The organism is Minwuia thermotolerans (genome assembly GCF_002924445.1).
Lineage (GTDB): Bacteria > Pseudomonadota > Alphaproteobacteria > Minwuiales > Minwuiaceae > Minwuia > Minwuia thermotolerans.
Map to the genome: position 1 here is coordinate 93,365 of NZ_PIGG01000065.1, position 14,398 is coordinate 107,762.

The following is a 14,398-nucleotide window of genomic DNA, read 5'->3' on the forward strand; positions in this document are numbered from 1 at the left end:
CTCAGGGCTGCAGGACGGAGCTGACGAGCAGCTGCGTGTAGGGATGCTGCGGGTCGTCGAGCACCTGATCGGTCAGACCCTGCTCGACGATCTCGCCCTGGCGCATGACCATGAGCTGCTGGCAGAGCAGCCGGGCCACGGCGAGGTCGTGGGTCACCACGATGGCCGACAGGGCGAGCTCCGCCACCAGGCCGCGCAGCAGGTCGAGCAGCCGCGCCTGCACCGAGACGTCGAGTCCGCCCGTCGGCTCGTCCATGAACACCAGCCGCGGGTGGGTGACCAGATTGCGCGCGATCTGCACGCGCTGCTGCATGCCGCCGGAAAAGGTGTCAGGCCGGTCGTCGATGCGGTCCGCCGACACTTCCACGCGGTCGAGCCAGTCGATCGCCGCGCTGCGGATATTGCCGTAGTGACGCTGCCCGACGGCCATCAGCCGCTCGCCCACATTGGCGCCGGCGCTGACGCCCATGCGCAGCCCGTCGCGCGGGTTCTGGTGGACGAAGCCCCAGTCCGTCCGCATCAGAAGCCGCCGTTCGGGCTCGGAAAGGCCGAATACGTTGCGGGTCTCGCCGTCGTTCATGCGGTATAGCACTTCCCCGGCGTTCGGCTCCATGAGGGCGGAGATACAGCGCAGCAGGGTCGTCTTGCCCGAGCCGGATTCGCCGACCACGCCCAGCACCTCGCCGGGACGGATCGAGAAGGAGACGTTGCGGCAGGCCTCGATGCGGCCGAAACGCTTGGAGACGCCGCGCGCCTCGAGCAGGGGCGGAACCGCCGTCATGCCGCGTCCTCCGGTTTCTCGCCGCGCCGCGCGGCGCAATAGTCGGTGTCGGAGCAGACGAACATCCGCCCGCCCCGGTCGTCGGTGACGATCTCGTCCAGGAAGCTTTCGGCCGCACCGCAGATCGCGCAGGCCTCGTCCCAGGTCTGCACCTCGAAGGGATGATCCTCGAAATCCAGGCTGGCGACCCTGGTGAAGGGCGGGATGGCGTAGATGCGTTGTTCCCGCCCCGCGCCGAAGAGCTGCAGACAGCGCATGTTGTCCAACTTCGGATTGTCGAACTTCGGGATCGGCGAGGGATCGGTGACGTAGCGCCCGCTCACCTTGACCGGATAGGCGTAGGTGGTGGCGATGTGGCCGTGGCGGGCGATGTCCTCGTAGAGCTTGACGTGCATCAGGCCGTATTCGGACAGCGCGTGCATCTTCCGCGTCTCGGTCTCTCGCGGCTCCAGGAAGCGCAGGGGCTCCGGAATCGGCACCTGGTAGACCAGGATCTGGTCCTCCGTGAGCGGCTTCTCCGGAATGCGGTGGCGGGTCTGGACGATCGTCGCCTCGGCGGTGCGCTCGGTGGTCTCCACACCCGTGGTGCGGCGGAAGAAGCGGCGGATGCTGACGGCGTTGGTGGTGTCGTCGGAGCCCTGGTCGATCACCTTCAGCCGGTCCTCCCGGCCGATCACGGCGGCGGTCACCTGGATGCCGCCGGTGCCCCAGCCATAGGGCATCGGCATCTCCCGGCTGGCGAAGGGGACCTGATAGCCGGGAATGGCCACCGCCTTCAGCAGCGCGCGGCGGATCATCCGCTTCGTCTGCTCGTCCAGATAGGCGAAATTGTAGGCGGGATCCCAGCGGCCCGGCGTTTCCGTCCACTTGCTCATCGCGTCACTCCGCGGCCATGGACTGATCGCTGGCGCCGGCCGCATGCCGCCCGGCGTGCTCCCTGCGCAGCTTGCGGACCAGCTCCAGTTCGGACTGGAAGTCGACATAGTGAGGCAGCTTCAGGTGCTCGACGAAGCCGGTCGCCTGCACGTTGTCGCAATGGCCCAGGACGAATTCCTCGTCCTGGGCCGGCGCCGTGACTTCCTCGCCGAAGTCGCTGGCCCGCAAGGCGCGATCCACCAGCGCCATGGCCATGGCCTTGCGCTCGCAGAAACCGAAAGTAAGGCCGTAGCCCTGTGTGAACTGGGGCGGGGCGGTCTCGGACCCCGAGAACTGGGTGATCATCTGGCACTCGGTGACGTCGATCTCGCCGATCTCGATCGCGAAGCCGAGCTCGGGCGGCGCGAACTCGACCGCGACGGCGCCATGGCGGATCTCGCCGGCGAAAGGATGGCTGCGGGCATAGCCGCGCTGGGTGGAGTAGCCGAGCGCCAGCAGATAGCCCTCGTCGCCGCGGGCGAGGCGCTGCAGGCGCGCGTCGCGGCCGGCCGGGAACTCCAGAGGCGTGCGCGTGATGTCGGCGGGTTCGGTCTCTGCGCCGGCCGGCTTCTCGGCCTCGATCAGCCCCTCGCGGTCCAGCAGGTTGACCACGCGGGGCGCGGCGGCTTCCTCGGCTTCGGCCTCGGCGGCGACTGCGCTCTCGCCGTCGTCGTCCACGTCGATCAGGCGGTGAGTGTAGTCGAAGGTCGGCCCCAGCACCTGACCGCCCGGCAGGTCCTTGAAGGTCGACGAGATGCGCCGCTTGACCTGCATCGCCGCGGTATCGATCGGCTCGGCCTCGCCGAAGCGGGGCAGGGTGGTGCGATAGGCCCGCAACAGGAAGATCGCCTCGATCTGGTCGCCCCGGGCCTGGCGGATGGCGAGCGCGGCCAGCTTCCGGTCGTGGAGCGAGCCCTCGGTCATCACGCGGTCGACGGCGAGACGGAGCTGCTGGTCGATCTGTTCCGGCGTGATGCGCGGCAATTCCCGGTCGCCGCGGCGCTCCTCGTCCAGCCAGTCGTGCGCGTTCTCGATGGCCTTCTCGCCACCCTTGACGGCGACATACATGCGATCACTCCTCCAGCCGGGTGGAACGGGGGATGGCGGCGATACGGCCGGGCGCGGTGAAGACCGCGTCGAGGCCCAGCGGGAACAGCGCCGCGTTGCGGCGGATCGCCGTCTCCAGCGCCGGGTGCGCGGGCTCGATGCCGAGGCGCGCCGTGGTCTCGATACCGGGCCCGGCAAGGCTCCAGCCGGCGTCGTCCGTCAGGTCGGCGCAGGGCAGGATCAGCGTCGTCGAACGGTCGGGATAGTCCGGCGCGCCGATCGCGAAGCGGTCGATGAAGGCTGCGTCCACCGCGCCGTCGATCACGGCGAATGCGGCCTTCGCCGGTTCCGTGGTGAGCGCGATGCCCGCGTGAAAGGCGAGGTGGCGCGTCAGCGTGTCGCCGCGCAGGCTCTCGGGCAGCCAGACCGCCGTGGTGTTGTCCGCCAGCGACAGCAGGATCGCCAGCGGCTCCGCGGCAAGTCCGCCGACTGCGGCGCATGTCCCGGGCAGGTCGACGATCCGGCCGGGACGCGCCAGCGCATCGAGAACCGCGCGGAAGACCCGTTGGGAATCGAAGACCGGATCGGCGAGGCCGGCATGGAGTTCGCCCTGAAGGCTCATTCGTCCTCTCCGCGCACCATGGTGAAGAACTCGACCCTTGTCGCCGCCGCCTTGCGGGCCTGCAGCCGCCGGCGTTCGGCCTCGGCCCGCTCCAGCGGCGCGACGATGGCCGCTTCGATCTTCGCCGCGGCATCGCCCTGCATCAGCCCGTCGCAGAGCGCGGCGAGACGCGCGTGCTCCTTGCTCCGGCCCGCGACCCAGGACTGGCCGACCGCGCCGTCCGCCAGCCGTACGGCGCAGCGCGTGACGGTCATCTCGCCCAGGTTGAACGCCTGGCCGGATCCGCCGGCCCGGCCGCGGGTCATCACCATGCCGATCTCCGGCGCGCGCACCGTCTCATGCGCCGGTTCGCCGGCGCGCGTGGCCGCCTGCCAGAGTTCCGCCAGATGCGCCGGGTCGGCCTTCGCCAGTACGCCCATCCAGCGCCGCCGGTCCCGCTGTCCTGATGTGAGTTCCGCGGAGTCCGTCATCGCGCCGTCCCGAAAACCGAACAATCTGAAGATTTGTCTAGATGTCTAGACAACTATCGAATATCTACCAATCTGCACGATGCAGTTCAACAGGGATTCGACGACGTCTTGATGACATTCGAGATCGAACGCGGCGGGGCTTCCCCCGTCTGGGCGCAGATCGCCGAGCAGATCGCCGTCCGCATCCAGGGAGGCGGTCTGAAGCCGGGCGAACGTCTGCCGACCGAGGCTGCGCTTTCGCGCGGCGCGGGGGTGAACCGTCACACCGTGCGCCGCGCTCTGGCGGCGCTGGACGATGCGGGCCTGATCCGCTCCGAGCAGGGGCGGGGCAGCTTCGTGCGCGAGCACGTGCGCGACTATGCCGTGGGTCCGCGGACGCGGTTCTCCGAGAGTCTGTCCGGGCCCGAGGCCGAGCGCTCAAGGCGCCTGCTATCGGCCGGGAAGGTCGCCGCCGACACCGCCGCCGCAGCCGCGCTCGGGTTGCGCCGCGGCGCCCGGCTGTGGGCGATCCGGACGGTCTCGTTGGTCGACGGCCGGCCGCTCAGCCTGACGACCCACAGTTTCCCGGCGGCGCGCTTTCCCGACATCGCGCAGCGCTTCGAGGCGACGCTGTCGGTCTCCCGCGCGCTCGCCGAGTGCGGGCTGGGCGATTACCGCCGGGCAGTGACCCGGATTCAGGCGGTGTTGCCGACGGCTGCCGAGGCCGAGACGCTGGAGCTGCCGCGCAGCCGCCCGCTGCTGCGCACCGAAAGCGTCAACGTCGACGCCGACGGCGCGCCGGTCGAATACGGCGTTGCGCTGTTCGCCGCCGACCGGGTTCAGTTCGTGGTGGGCGAGGATCCGGTCGCCGGCGGTTGAGCCCGCCCTTGCTTTCGCGGCCTCAGGCCCGACCTCTGGTTTCAGGGCCCATCGAACCGGCAAGGGAGCGGCGATCCAGCGATGAACGTGAACGAGATCGAGATCGGGCGGAACCCGCCCTGGGACGTCAACGTCATCATCGAAATCCCCATCGGCGGCGAACCGGTGAAGTACGAGGTGGACAAGAAGTCCGGCGCGCTGTTCGTCGACCGCTTCCTGCACACGGCGATGTACTACCCGTGCAATTACGGCTTCATCCCGCATACGCTGGCCGATGACGGCGACCCGCTGGATATCATGGTCGCGGGCCGGCCGGCGGTGATTCCCGGCGCGGTGGTGCGCGCGCGGCCCGTCGGCGCGCTGGTGCTGGAGGACGAGGCCGGCATGGACGAGAAGATCCTGTCCGTGCCCGTCAACGAACTGCATCCGTATTACGCCGGCGTGTCGTCCTACAGCGACCTGCCGCAGCTTCTTCTCGACCAGATCCGTCACTTCTTCGAGCACTACAAGGATCTGGAGCCGCGCAAGTGGGTCAAGGTCCATGGCTGGGTCGACGCGGAGGACGCCGCCGCGATCATCGACAAGGCGATCGGGGCCGGCCCCTGATCCCTGCTGGTTCATTCGTGTGCGGGCAGCGAGTATGCATGAATTTTGGGCGACGTCCTGTCGTCATGCCCAAAATAAAGGCGAGTTACAGCGATGCCCGATTTTCAGTCATATTCGTCTAACATATTGTAAATAAATCACTAATCTCGCCTTCGCGAGCGCAACAACGACTGGCACATCTCTTGGACTAGGGAGAGCGTTAGCCCAATCGCTCACAGGAGGTGGATTCGACGATGTTGAAATTTGGGAGGGTGAAAGCCCTGGCAGCCGCGAGCGCAATGGCGCTTGGCCTGGTATCAGGCGCGGCCCAGGCTGAGGAGACGATCAAGGTCGGCGTGCTGCATTCGCTGTCCGGCACCATGGCCATCAGCGAGACGACCCTTAAGGACGTCATGCTGATGCTGATCGAGGACCAGAACAAGAAGGGCGGCCTGCTCGGCAAGCAGCTCGAGGCGGTCGTTGTCGACCCGGCCTCCAACTGGCCGCTGTTCGCCGAGAAGGCGCGCGAGCTGATCGAGGTCGAGAAGGCCAACGTGGTCTTCGGCTGCTGGACCAGCGTGTCGCGCAAGTCCGTGCTGCCGGTCTTCGAGGAACTGAACAGCCTGCTGTTCTACCCCGTCCAGTATGAGGGCGAGGAGAGCTCGAAGAACGTGTTCTACACCGGCGCCGCGCCGAACCAGCAGGCGATCCCGGCGGTCGAGTACCTGATGAACGTGGAAGGCGTCGAGCGCTGGGTTCTGGCCGGCACCGACTATGTCTATCCGCGCACGACCAACAAGATCCTCGAGGCCTTCCTCAAGGCCAGGGGCGTTGCGCCCGAGGACATCATGATCAACTACACGCCGTTCGGTCACGCCGACTGGCAGACGATCGTGGCGGACATCAAGAACTTCGGTTCCGCGGGCAAGAAGACCGCCGTGGTCTCCACCATCAACGGCGACGCCAACGTGCCGTTCTACAAGGAGCTCGGCAACCAGGGCATCGCCGCCCAGGACATCCCGGTCGTCGCCTTCTCGGTCGGCGAGGAAGAGCTGGCGGGCATCGACACCGGCCCGCTGGTCGGTCACCTGGCCGCCTGGAATTACTTCATGAGCGTCGACACGCCGCAGAACGACAGCTTCATCGGCAAGTGGCACGCCTTCATCGGCAACGAGGACCGCGTCACCAACGATCCGATGGAAGCCCACTACATCGGCTTCCAGATGTGGGTGCAGGCCGTCCAGCAGGCCGGCACCACCGACGTCGATGCGGTGCGCCAGGCCATGTACGGCCAGGAGGTTCCGAACCTCACCGGCGGCGTCGCGGTGATGAACACCAATCATCACCTGTCGAAGCCGGTGCTGATCGGCGAGATCCAGGATGACGGCCAGTTCCAGACCGTCTGGTCGACCGAAGGCGTGGTCAAGGGCGATGCCTGGTCGGACTTCATCCCGGAGAGCTCCAAGCTGACCGCCAACTGGACCTATCCCTGGGTCTGCGGCGGCTGCGAGAAGCCGAAATACGGCTCGGGTTCCTGACCTGAGAGGCGCCGCCTTCATGGCGGCGTGACGAACGGGCAGGCGGCGGCCTGCGCTCCCCGAGCGACGGCCGCCGCCGGTCCCCGACCGACCGAGACGAGTTCCAGACCCCCAGACAACGAAGCGAGATCGGCTGATGATGGCCCGCTTTCTCGCCCTGCTGTTCGCTCTCTGCCTCTGCCTGCCAGCGATCGAGGCGCGCGCGGACGACCTGACAGGGCTGATCGAACAACTGAACACCGACGACTACGCCGAGAAGGAGGCGATCGTCGCGAAGATCGCCGCCACCGGCGACGCCCGGGCCGCCGGCGCGCTCACCGCCTTCCGCGACGGCGATCTCTATTCCCGCAAGTCCGACGGCAAGGTCTTCATCGCCCGCAAGGCCGAAAGCGGCCGCGATCTGCTGGATCCGATCACCGGCGAATTCGTCGAGAATGTCGGTAGCCGCGACGCCCGCCGCATCGGCGTCAACAACAACCTGCGGCGCGCCATCGACAGCGCGCTTGGCGCGCTGACGCTGCTGGCCAAGGACCCGAAGGTTCGCCGCGCCGCCGCGGCGTCGCTGTTCGGCAGTCCCGATCCGGAGGCGATCGCCAGTCTGGACCAGGCGATCGCCAACGAGCGTGACGAGGCCATACTCGAGGCGATGATGCAGGCCCGCGCCGCTTCGGTGCTTCGTTCCGACCTCGACACGGCGACCAAGGTCGAGGCTGTGCGCATTCTCGCCGAGAAGGGCGGCCGCGACGTGATGTCGATGCTCAAGCGGCTTCCGGCCGACGCGCCGCCGGAACTGCGTCAGGCGGCCGTCGCCGCGATCGGCGATATCAAGGACCGGCTGGCGCTCTGGGCGACGGCGCAGAACATCTACTACGGCATCAGCCTGGGTTCGGTGCTGTTGATGGCGGCCATCGGTCTGGCCATCACCTTCGGCGTCATGGGCGTGATCAACATGGCCCATGGCGAGATGGTGATGCTGGGCGCCTATACGACATTCGTCGTCCAGGAAGTCATCCGCAATCATGCGCCGGGGCTGTTCGACGGCAGCCTGGCGCTCGCCATTCCGCTCGCCTTCCTCGTCTCCGGCGCCGTGGGCGTCGCCATCGAACGCGGCATCATCCGCTATCTCTACGGCCGGCCGCTGGAGACCCTTCTGGCCACCTGGGGCGTCAGCCTGGTGCTGCAGCAGGCGGTCCGGACCATCTTCGGCCCCACAAATCAGGAAGTCGGCAATCCGTCCTTCATGTCCGGCGCGGTCGAGATCGGCGCCATGACGATGACCTACAACCGCATCTGGATCATCTGCTTCGCCTTCGTGGTGCTGGCAGCGCTGATGCTGGTGCTGCGCGGGACGCCGCTGGGCCTGCAGATGCGCGCGGTGACGCAGAACCGCCGCATGGCCGGCGCCATGGGCATCCGCACCGACTGGGTCGACGCCATGACCTTCGGACTGGGGTCCGGCATCGCCGGCATCGCCGGCGTGGCGTTGAGCCAGATCGACAATGTCAGTCCCAACCTGGGACAATCCTACATCGTCGACAGCTTCATGGTCGTGGTCTTCGGCGGCGTCGGCAATCTGTGGGGGACACTGGTCGGCGCCCTGACGCTGGGCATCGCCAACAAGTTCCTCGAGCCCTTCGCCGGCGCGGTGCTGGCCAAGATCCTGATCCTGGTCTTCATCATCCTGTTCATCCAGAAGCGGCCGCGCGGCCTGTTCGCGCTCAAGGGCCGCGCGGTGGAGTCATGATCATGAAGGGCTTCGTCTTTCGCGCCTTTGACCGCGGCGGGATGATCTTCCTCGGCATCCTGCTGGGCGTGATCCTGCTCCTCGGTCTGTCGAACCAACTGCTGCCCGCGTCCTCGCCGCTGCACGCGCCGACCTACATGGTCAGCCTGGTGGGCAAATACCTGACCTATGCCCTGCTGGCCCTGTCGGTGGACCTGATCTGGGGCTATTGCGGCATTCTCAGCCTGGGCCACGGGGCGTTCTTCGCCCTCGGCGGTTACGCCATGGGAATGCATCTGATGCGCCAGATCGGCGACCGGGGAGTCTACGGCAATCCCGACCTGCCGGACTTCATGGTCTTCCTGAACTACGATGGGCTGCCCTGGTACTGGTACGGCTTCGACATGTTCTGGTTCGCCATGGCCATGGTGGTCCTGGTGCCCGGCGCGCTGGCTTTCGTCTTCGGCTGGTTCGCCTTCCGCAGCCGGGTGACGGGCGTGTATCTCTCGATCATCACCCAGGCCATGACCTTCGCGCTGATGCTCGCCTTCTTCCGCAACAACATGGGCTTCGGCGGCAACAACGGCCTGACCGACTTCAAGGACATCCTGGGATTCGATCTGCAGTCCGACGCGACGCGCGTGGGGCTTCTGTTCGCCTCGGCCGCGGCCCTGGCGCTCGGCTTCCTGATCTGCAAGTCGGTGACGCGGTCGAAATACGGCAAGGTCATCGCTGCGGTGCGCGACGCCGAGGCGCGGACGCGCTTCCTGGGCTACCGGGTGGACCGTTACAAGCTGGCCGTCTTCACGCTCTCGGCCTGCATGGCCGGCGTCGCCGGCGCACTCTACGTGCCGCAGGTCGGCATCATCAATCCCAGCGAGTTCGCGCCCGCGGTCTCCATCGAGATCGTGGTCTGGGTCGCCGTCGGCGGCCGGGGCACGCTCTACGGCGCGGTGATCGGAGCCATCCTGGTGAACTACGCCAAGACCTATTTCACGGGCACATTGCCCGATGTCTGGCTGTTCGCCCTGGGCGGACTGTTCATCGGCGCCACGCTGTTCCTGCCGAAGGGCCTGGTCGGCGCGGCGCGGGCGCTGTGGGAGCGGCGGACGGGACGCAGGGATCCGGGCAAGCCGGCTCTCGGCCCGGCCCCGGCGGAGTAGGAACCATGGCGCAGCAACTGACCGACAGCATTCTCTATCTCGACGGCGTCAGCGTTTCCTTCGACGGATTCAAGGCGTTGAACGATCTCTCGCTCGTCATGGGCAGGGGCGAGATGCGGGCCATCATCGGCCCCAACGGCGCCGGCAAGACGACCATGATGGACGTCATCACCGGCAAGACCCGCCCCGACAAGGGCGAGGTCTTCTTCGAAGGCAGCGTCGACCTGACGAAACACGATGAGGCGTCGATCGCCGAACTCGGCATCGGGCGGAAATTCCAGAAGCCGACGGTCTTCGAAACCCAGACGGTGTTCGACAATCTGGAGCTGGCGCTGAAGGCCGACCGCTCGGTCCTCGCGACCCTGCTGTGGCGGCGTTCGAAGGAGGCAGACCAGCGCATCGACGAGATACTGGCGATCACGCGTCTCGGCGACCACAGGGACCGTCTGGCGGGCTCGTTGAGCCACGGCCAGAAGCAGTGGCTGGAGATCGGCATGCTGCTGGCGCAGGATCCGAAGCTGTTGCTGGTCGACGAGCCGGCGGCCGGCATGACCGACGACGAAACGGCGGAGACGGCGATCCTGCTGAAGGACATCGCGAAGACGCATTCGGTCGTGGTGGTCGAGCACGACATGACCTTCGTGCGCGATCTGGGCGTCAGGGTCACGGTGCTGCACGAGGGCTCGGTCCTGGCCGAGGGTTCCCTCGACACCGTCAGCGCCAACGAGCGCGTCGTCGAAGTCTATCTGGGGAGGTGAGGGGATGCTGAACGTTTCCGATATCAACCTCTCCTATGGCGCCTCGCAGGCGCTGTGGGGCGTCTCCCTGGACGTGGCGCCGGGCACCGTGACCTGTCTGATGGGCCGCAACGGCGTGGGCAAGACCTCGACGCTGCGCGCCATTGTCGGGCAGCATCCGGTCTCTTCGGGCGAGATCCGTCTTGACGGGAACCCGGTCAACGCCATGAAGCCGTTCGAGCGGGCGCGGCGCGGCATCGCGTTCGTGCCCCAGGGGCGCGAGATCTTCCCGCTGCTCACGGTGCGCGAGAACCTCGAGACGGGTTACGCCTGCCTGCCGCGCGCCGAGCGTCACGTGCCGGAGGACCTGTTCGAACTGTTCCCGGTACTGAAGGACATGCTGGGCCGGCGCGGCGGCGACCTCTCCGGCGGCCAGCAGCAGCAGCTCGCCATCGCCAGGGCGTTGGTCACGCGGCCGCGCGTCCTGCTGCTCGACGAACCCACCGAAGGCATCCAGCCGTCGATCATCCAGGACATCGGCCGGGTCATCGAACTGCTCCGCGACCGGGGCGACATGGCGATCCTTCTGGTGGAGCAGTATTTCGATTTCGCGCGCGATCTGGCTGACCGGTTCTACGTCATGGACCGCGGCGAGATCGTGCTTTCAGGCAAGGCCGACGAGATGGACGAGGACGATGTTCGCCGCCATCTCACGGTCTGAATCGGCGGTCCCGAATTCGAAGGCAGGCAGTCCGGGGCCGCCGCGATCGGTCGGCGCCGTCCGCATCGCCTTCCTGGGGGTGGGCACGCGGACGGCGCTGGCCGATCTCCATCAGCAGGGCTGCATGAAGGCCCGCCTGCCGCGATCCTATGACGGCGATCCGCTGACGGCGATCCTGATCAACACCGCCGGCGGCCTGACCGGCGGCGACGATGTGGAAACCACGGTGGAATGGGGCGCAGGGGCGCAGGCCTGCTTCTCGACCCAGGCGGCCGAGCGCATCTACCGCAGTTCCGGCGGCGCGGCGCTGATCCGCAACCGCCTGACCGCGGGCGCCGGGGCTGCGGCCGAGTGGCTGCCGCAGGAGACGATCCTGTTCGATGCCGGCCGGTTCCGCCGCGAGACAGAGGTCGACCTGGATCCCCACTCGCGCTTCCTGGCGGTCGAGAGCGTCGTGCTCGGCCGCAAGGCCATGGGCGAGACGATACGCACCGGCATGATCGCCGACCGTTGGTCGGTGCGGGTCGGCGGGCGGCTGGTCTGGCTGGACGCGTTCCGGCTGGAGGACGATCTGGCCGCGCAGATCGCGCGTCCGGCGGTGCTCGCGGGCGCAGGCGCCTATGCCACCGTGATCGCACAGGCGAGCGGGCCGGACGCCGTGCTCGCCGCCATCCGCGAAGGGGTCGGCGCCGACGGCGGCGCAAGCCGCCGGGGGCCGCTGGTGGTCGGCCGTGTGACCGCGCCCGATGGCGATGCGCTGCGTTTGCGGCTGGCGGCGCTGATACCGGCGCTCCGCCGCGTGGTCACGGGGCAGCCCGCGCGGCTGCCGCGGGTCTTCAGAATATGACGAGAGGGAGGGAACGGGCATGAATCTCACGCCCAGGGAGAAGGACAAGCTGCTGGTCGCCATGGCGGCCGTCGTGGCCAGACGGCGGCTGGAGCGCGGCGTCAGGCTCAACCATCCGGAGGCGATCGCGCTGATCACCGACTTCGTGGTCGAGGGCGCGCGCGACGGCCGGCCCGTCGCCGATCTGATGAGCGAGGGCGCGAAGGTGATCGGCCGCGACCAGGTCATGGACGGGGTGGCCGAGATGATCCACGACGTCCAGGTCGAGGCGACCTTCCCCGACGGGACCAAGCTGGTCACCGTCCACCAGCCGATCCGCTAGGAGAACCACATGATTCCGGGCGAATACTTCATCAAGCCGGGCGAGATCGAGCTCAACGCCGGCGCCGAAACGGTCACCATCACCGTCGCCAATACCGGGGATCGGCCGGTCCAGGTCGGCAGCCACTACCATTTCCACGAAACCAATCCGGCGCTGGACTTCGACCGCGACAAGGCGCGCGGCATGCGCCTCGACATCCCGGCGGGTTCGGCCGTGCGCTTCGAGCCGGGTCAGAGCCGTGACGTGACGCTGGTGCCTTACGGCGGCAGGCGCTTCGTCTACGGCTTCAACCAGAAGATCATGGGAGGGCTGGACTGATGGCCTATCGCATCGGACGCGAAGCCTATGCCGACATGTTCGGCCCCACGGTCGGCGACAGGGTGCGCCTGGCCGACACGCAGCTGATCGTGGAGGTCGAGGAAGACCGCACGATCTACGGAGAGGAGGTGAAGTTCGGCGGCGGCAAGGTGATCCGCGACGGCATGGGCCAGTCCCAGGTCAGCCGCGCCGATGGCGCCGTCGATACCGTGATCACCAACGCTCTGATCATCGACCACACCGGCATCATCAAGGCCGATGTGGGCATCCGCGACGGCCGCATCGCCGGCATCGGCAAGGCCGGCAACCCGGACACCCAGCCCGGCGTCGACATCGTCATCGGCCCGGGCACGGAGGCCATCGCCGGCGAGGGGAAGATCCTCACCGCCGGCGGCTTCGATGCGCACATCCACTTCATCTGTCCCCAGCAGATCGAGGAGGCGCTGATGAGCGGCGTGACCACCATGCTGGGCGGCGGCACCGGTCCCGCGACCGGCACCAACGCCACGACCTGCACGCCCGGCGCCTGGCACATCGGGCGCATGCTGCAGGCCTTCGATGCCTTCCCCATGAACCTTGCGCTTTCCGGCAAGGGCAACGCGTCCACGCCGAAGGCCCTGCAGGAGATGGTGCTGGCCGGCGCCTCGTCGCTGAAGCTGCACGAGGACTGGGGCACGACGCCCGCGGCCATCGACTGCTGTCTCTCGGTCGCCGACGAGATGGACGTGCAGGTGATGATCCACACCGACACGCTCAACGAGTCCGGCTTCGTCGAGAACACGGTCGCCGCCTTCAAGGGCCGCACCATCCACGCCTTCCACACCGAAGGCGCGGGCGGCGGTCATGCGCCGGACATCATCAAGGTCTGCGGCGAGGCCAATGTCATCCCCTCGTCGACCAACCCGACGCGGCCCTTCACAGTGAACACCATCGACGAGCATCTCGACATGCTGATGGTCTGCCATCATCTGGACCCGAACATCCCCGAGGACGTGGCTTTCGCCGAAAGCCGCATCCGCCGCGAGACCATCGCCGCCGAAGATATCCTGCACGACATGGGCGCGTTCTCGATCATCGCCTCCGACAGCCAGGCCATGGGCCGGGTCGGCGAGGTCATCATCCGCACCTGGCAGACCGCCGACAAGATGAAGCGCCAGCGCGGGCCGTTGCCCGAGGAGCGGGGCGACAACGACAATTTCCGCGTCCGCCGCTACATCGCGAAGTACACGATCAACCCGGCGGTCGCGCACGGCATGTCGGCCCATATCGGCTCGGTCGAGCCGGGCAAGCTGGCCGACCTGGTGCTCTGGTCGCCGGCCTTCTTCGGCGTCAAGCCGGACCTCATCCTGAAGTCCGGCACCATCGCCGCGGCGCAGATGGGCGACCCCAACGCCTCCATCCCGACGCCGCAGCCGGTGCACTACCGCCCGATGTTCGGGTCCTACGGCCGTTCGCTGACCGAATCCTCGGTGACATTCGTCTCGAAGGCGGCGCTGGACGCCGGCATCGGCGGGAGCCTGGGGCTGGCCAAGCGCGTGCTGGCGGTAGAGAACGTGCGCGGCGGAATCGGCAAGAAATCGATGGTGCTCAACGACATGACGCCGGAGATCGACGTCCATCCGGAGACCTACGAGGTCCGCGCCAACGGGGAGCTGCTGACCTGCGAGCCCGCCGCCGAGCTCGCCATGGCCCAGCGGTACTTCCTGTTCTGATGGGGGGTGCCGCATTCAGTACGGGGGCGTCCCCGGACT

16 protein-coding genes are annotated in these 14,398 nt (G+C 67.6%); 11 read left to right on the forward strand and 5 right to left on the reverse strand.

The window, feature by feature from the left end; all coding sequences use genetic code 11:
• Nucleotide 1 precedes the first annotated feature (1 nt).
• The 5 genes from phnK to phnG are packed head-to-tail and all read right to left on the reverse strand — an operon-like array spanning nucleotide 2 to nucleotide 3,835.
• On the reverse strand, nucleotides 2-781 hold the full coding sequence (gene phnK, locus CWC60_RS18710) for a phosphonate C-P lyase system protein PhnK (RefSeq protein ID WP_109795442.1): 780 nt from the start codon (nucleotides 779-781) through the stop codon (nucleotides 2-4).
• On the reverse strand, nucleotides 778-1,656 hold the full coding sequence (locus tag CWC60_RS18715; RefSeq protein ID WP_109795443.1) for an alpha-D-ribose 1-methylphosphonate 5-phosphate C-P-lyase PhnJ: 879 nt from the start codon (nucleotides 1,654-1,656) through the stop codon (nucleotides 778-780). Before CWC60_RS18715 ends, phnK begins: the two co-directional genes overlap by 4 nt.
• Nucleotides 1,657-1,660: 4 nt before the next feature.
• Nucleotides 1,661-2,764: a carbon-phosphorus lyase complex subunit gene (locus CWC60_RS18720; protein WP_109795444.1), complete on the reverse strand. Its 1,104-nt coding sequence runs from the start codon at nucleotides 2,762-2,764 to the stop codon at nucleotides 1,661-1,663.
• Between the two features lie 4 nt (nucleotides 2,765-2,768).
• Nucleotides 2,769-3,365, reverse strand: a complete 597-nt coding sequence (gene phnH, locus CWC60_RS18725; protein ID WP_109795445.1) for a phosphonate C-P lyase system protein PhnH — start codon at nucleotides 3,363-3,365, stop codon at nucleotides 2,769-2,771.
• Complete coding sequence (gene phnG, locus CWC60_RS18730) at nucleotides 3,362-3,835, reverse strand: phosphonate C-P lyase system protein PhnG (protein WP_109795544.1); 474 nt, start codon at nucleotides 3,833-3,835, stop codon at nucleotides 3,362-3,364. The genes phnH and phnG overlap by 4 nt, the downstream gene beginning before the upstream one ends.
• Nucleotides 3,836-3,946: 111 nt before the next feature.
• On the opposite strand from phnG, the gene phnF reads away from it, so the two are divergent.
• The 11 genes from phnF (at nucleotide 3,947) to ureC (ending at nucleotide 14,359) form a co-directional block, all read left to right on the forward strand.
• Nucleotides 3,947-4,693: a phosphonate metabolism transcriptional regulator PhnF gene (gene phnF, locus CWC60_RS18735; protein ID WP_109795446.1), complete on the forward strand. Its 747-nt coding sequence runs from the start codon at nucleotides 3,947-3,949 to the stop codon at nucleotides 4,691-4,693.
• Between the two features lie 81 nt (nucleotides 4,694-4,774).
• Nucleotides 4,775-5,299: an inorganic diphosphatase gene (gene ppa, locus CWC60_RS18740; RefSeq protein WP_109795447.1), complete on the forward strand. Its 525-nt coding sequence runs from the start codon at nucleotides 4,775-4,777 to the stop codon at nucleotides 5,297-5,299.
• Nucleotides 5,300-5,532: 233 nt separating this feature from the next.
• Nucleotides 5,533-6,816 (forward strand): urea ABC transporter substrate-binding protein, encoded by a 1,284-nt coding sequence (gene urtA / locus CWC60_RS18745; protein ID WP_109795448.1) that lies wholly within the window; start codon nucleotides 5,533-5,535, stop codon nucleotides 6,814-6,816.
• A 139-nt stretch (nucleotides 6,817-6,955) separates the two neighbouring features.
• The gene (gene urtB, locus CWC60_RS18750) at nucleotides 6,956-8,560 is read left to right on the forward strand and encodes an urea ABC transporter permease subunit UrtB (RefSeq protein ID WP_109795545.1); all 1,605 of its coding nucleotides are present in this window, start codon (nucleotides 6,956-6,958) and stop codon (nucleotides 8,558-8,560) included.
• Between the two features lie 2 nt (nucleotides 8,561-8,562).
• Nucleotides 8,563-9,702, forward strand: a complete 1,140-nt coding sequence (gene urtC / locus CWC60_RS18755) for an urea ABC transporter permease subunit UrtC (protein WP_109795546.1) — start codon at nucleotides 8,563-8,565, stop codon at nucleotides 9,700-9,702.
• A gap of 5 nt (nucleotides 9,703-9,707) precedes the next feature.
• The gene (gene urtD / locus CWC60_RS18760) at nucleotides 9,708-10,460 is read left to right on the forward strand and encodes an urea ABC transporter ATP-binding protein UrtD (protein ID WP_109795449.1); all 753 of its coding nucleotides are present in this window, start codon (nucleotides 9,708-9,710) and stop codon (nucleotides 10,458-10,460) included.
• Between the two features lie 4 nt (nucleotides 10,461-10,464).
• Complete coding sequence (urtE, locus tag CWC60_RS18765; protein ID WP_109795450.1) at nucleotides 10,465-11,160, forward strand: urea ABC transporter ATP-binding subunit UrtE; 696 nt, start codon at nucleotides 10,465-10,467, stop codon at nucleotides 11,158-11,160.
• Nucleotides 11,135-12,007, forward strand: coding sequence for an urease accessory protein UreD (locus CWC60_RS18770; RefSeq protein ID WP_109795451.1), 873 nt, complete (start codon nucleotides 11,135-11,137; stop codon nucleotides 12,005-12,007). Before urtE ends, CWC60_RS18770 begins: the two co-directional genes overlap by 26 nt.
• A 19-nt stretch (nucleotides 12,008-12,026) precedes the next feature.
• Nucleotides 12,027-12,329, forward strand: coding sequence for an urease subunit gamma (locus CWC60_RS18775; RefSeq protein ID WP_109795452.1), 303 nt, complete (start codon nucleotides 12,027-12,029; stop codon nucleotides 12,327-12,329).
• 9 nt (nucleotides 12,330-12,338) lie between these two features.
• Entirely contained in the window at nucleotides 12,339-12,647 is a 309-nt protein-coding gene (locus CWC60_RS18780) for an urease subunit beta (protein ID WP_109795453.1), read from the forward strand.
• Complete coding sequence (gene ureC, locus CWC60_RS18785; protein ID WP_109795454.1) at nucleotides 12,647-14,359, forward strand: urease subunit alpha; 1,713 nt, start codon at nucleotides 12,647-12,649, stop codon at nucleotides 14,357-14,359. Before CWC60_RS18780 ends, ureC begins: the two co-directional genes overlap by 1 nt.
• The last annotated feature ends 39 nt before the right edge of the window (nucleotides 14,360-14,398 follow it).

Coding starts and splice junctions, on each gene's coding strand:
- phnK (WP_109795442.1), bottom strand. CDS start 781: ATGACGGCGGTTCCGCCCCTGCTCGAGGCGCGCGGCGTCTCCAAGCGT.
- CWC60_RS18715 (WP_109795443.1), bottom strand. CDS start 1,656: ATGAGCAAGTGGACGGAAACGCCGGGCCGCTGGGATCCCGCCTACAAT.
- CWC60_RS18720 (WP_109795444.1), bottom strand. CDS start 2,764: ATGTATGTCGCCGTCAAGGGTGGCGAGAAGGCCATCGAGAACGCGCAC.
- phnH (WP_109795445.1), bottom strand. CDS start 3,365: ATGAGCCTTCAGGGCGAACTCCATGCCGGCCTCGCCGATCCGGTCTTC.
- phnG (WP_109795544.1), bottom strand. CDS start 3,835: ATGACGGACTCCGCGGAACTCACATCAGGACAGCGGGACCGGCGGCGC.
- phnF (WP_109795446.1), top strand. CDS start 3,947: ATGACATTCGAGATCGAACGCGGCGGGGCTTCCCCCGTCTGGGCGCAG.
- ppa (WP_109795447.1), top strand. CDS start 4,775: ATGAACGTGAACGAGATCGAGATCGGGCGGAACCCGCCCTGGGACGTC.
- urtA (WP_109795448.1), top strand. CDS start 5,533: ATGTTGAAATTTGGGAGGGTGAAAGCCCTGGCAGCCGCGAGCGCAATG.
- urtB (WP_109795545.1), top strand. CDS start 6,956: ATGGCCCGCTTTCTCGCCCTGCTGTTCGCTCTCTGCCTCTGCCTGCCA.
- urtC (WP_109795546.1), top strand. CDS start 8,563: ATGAAGGGCTTCGTCTTTCGCGCCTTTGACCGCGGCGGGATGATCTTC.
- urtD (WP_109795449.1), top strand. CDS start 9,708: ATGGCGCAGCAACTGACCGACAGCATTCTCTATCTCGACGGCGTCAGC.
- urtE (WP_109795450.1), top strand. CDS start 10,465: ATGCTGAACGTTTCCGATATCAACCTCTCCTATGGCGCCTCGCAGGCG.
- CWC60_RS18770 (WP_109795451.1), top strand. CDS start 11,135: ATGTTCGCCGCCATCTCACGGTCTGAATCGGCGGTCCCGAATTCGAAG.
- CWC60_RS18775 (WP_109795452.1), top strand. CDS start 12,027: ATGAATCTCACGCCCAGGGAGAAGGACAAGCTGCTGGTCGCCATGGCG.
- CWC60_RS18780 (WP_109795453.1), top strand. CDS start 12,339: ATGATTCCGGGCGAATACTTCATCAAGCCGGGCGAGATCGAGCTCAAC.
- ureC (WP_109795454.1), top strand. CDS start 12,647: ATGGCCTATCGCATCGGACGCGAAGCCTATGCCGACATGTTCGGCCCC.